This is a genomic window from Actinomadura sp. HBU206391 (assembly GCF_014323665.1).
Taxonomy (GTDB): Bacteria; Actinomycetota; Actinomycetes; order Streptosporangiales; family Streptosporangiaceae; genus Actinomadura_C.
The window spans coordinates 1-1496 of the sequence record NZ_JABVEB010000534.1; the positions used below are offsets into that span (position 1 = coordinate 1).

Below are 1496 nucleotides of genomic sequence, written 5' to 3' on the forward strand. Positions count from 1 at the left end.
AACCCGGCGACGGCACCGCCGCGCAGGTCGATCACCGAGGCGACGAGGAGCACCACGTCGACCAGCGGGACACAGATCAGCAGGACGGTGCTGAGACGGCGCATGCGCAGCAGATAGCGGGCGGCGAGACCGGCCAGGAGCACGACCCAGAACGCGATCTCGCAGCCTGCGATGATCCCGAGAAGCATCCTTCTCCCCACGTGACGGAGTGAGCGCCGCCCACTCCTCGGCTGTCCACTCCTCCATGATCGGGGGCCGAAGCCGCCCGGGCCTCGTCGGCGGTGATGAACCGCGTGATCCTCCCTTCGATGTACGGCCGCCGTCGCCAGGGTGGAGCCGGCCACCGGCGGGGCGTGCTGAGATTGACGGGTGCGATTCACGACGAGGCAGGACGTGCTGCTCGCGGTCGCGGCGCTGGCGGGTGGCCTGCTGCTGCACGCGGCGGGAGCGCACGTCAACTGGGGCGACGGGTGGACGGTCGCGTCGTGGTGGCGGCTGGTGCCGCTGGCCGTGGTCTGCGCCGTGATGCCGCTCCGCCGCACCGCGCCGGTCGCGGCCTTGGCCGTCGCCACGGTGGCGTTCGCGGCCGATGTGGCGATCGGGCTGAGCTACGGCACCGCCCTGGTCTACACCGACGCCCTGTACGCGGCCGGCGTCTACGGCCCGAAACGCCCGGGCGCATGGCTGCTCAGGCCGGCCGTCGGAGTGTCGCTCGTCTTCGCCGTGGCCTTCGGCGTCGTGGTCCACAGCCTCAGCTGGACGGTCGTGGTGGGGGCGGTGCTGGCGGTGGAACTGGTCGGCCCGGTGCTGACCGGCATGATCGTGCGCCAGCATCGTGATCAGGCCGCGGCCGAGCGGCTGCGCGCCGATCAGGTGGCGAGGCTGGCCGAGCTGGACCGGCGCACCGCCGTCAACGCCGAGAGGACCCGGATGGCCCGTGAGCTGCACGACGTGATCGCCAATCATCTGAGCGCGGTCGCGCTGCACTCCTCGGCGGCGCTCAAGATGCCGGACATGGCCGCCGACCAGGTACGGCAGGCGCTGACCGTGATCCGGGAGAGCAGTGTCGAGGGCCTCGCCGAGATGCGGCGCATGATCGGGCTTCTCCGGGCGCAGGAGGGTGTGCCGGACGAGAGCCCGCGGACGCCGCGGCTGGACGGGATCGAGCGGCTGGTCGAGCAGATCGGGCGGCCGGATCTGGAGATCACACATGAGGTGCGAGGCCGGCCCGGTGAGCTTCCGGCCGCGATCGAACTGGCCGCCTACCGCATCGCGCAGGAGTCGCTCACCAACGTGCTGAAGCACGCGGGCCCCGGGCGGGCGGAGATGGTCGTCGACCATCGCGACGAGATCGTCTCGATCACGGTGGAGAGCCCGCTCGGCGACCACACGGCGCCCGTGGACGGGGCCGGCGCCGGGCTCATCGGCATGCGGGAGCGGGTCGCGTTGCTCGGCGGGCGGTTCACCGCCGGGCCGCGCAGCGGCCGCTGGCGGGT

At 72.5% G+C, this 1496-nt stretch carries 1 protein-coding gene and 1 pseudogene; one reads left to right on the forward strand and one right to left on the reverse strand.

Annotation, left to right across the window (positions count from 1 at the left end):
- Positions 1–188, reverse strand: a pseudogene (locus tag HKK72_RS39180) (hypothetical protein); the annotation flags it as partial.
- Between the two features lie 181 nt (positions 189–369).
- Between HKK72_RS39180 and HKK72_RS39185 the strand changes: the two are divergent.
- The coding region (locus HKK72_RS39185) for a sensor histidine kinase (RefSeq protein WP_187239420.1) at positions 370–1496 on the forward strand (1127 nt) is incomplete at its 3' end.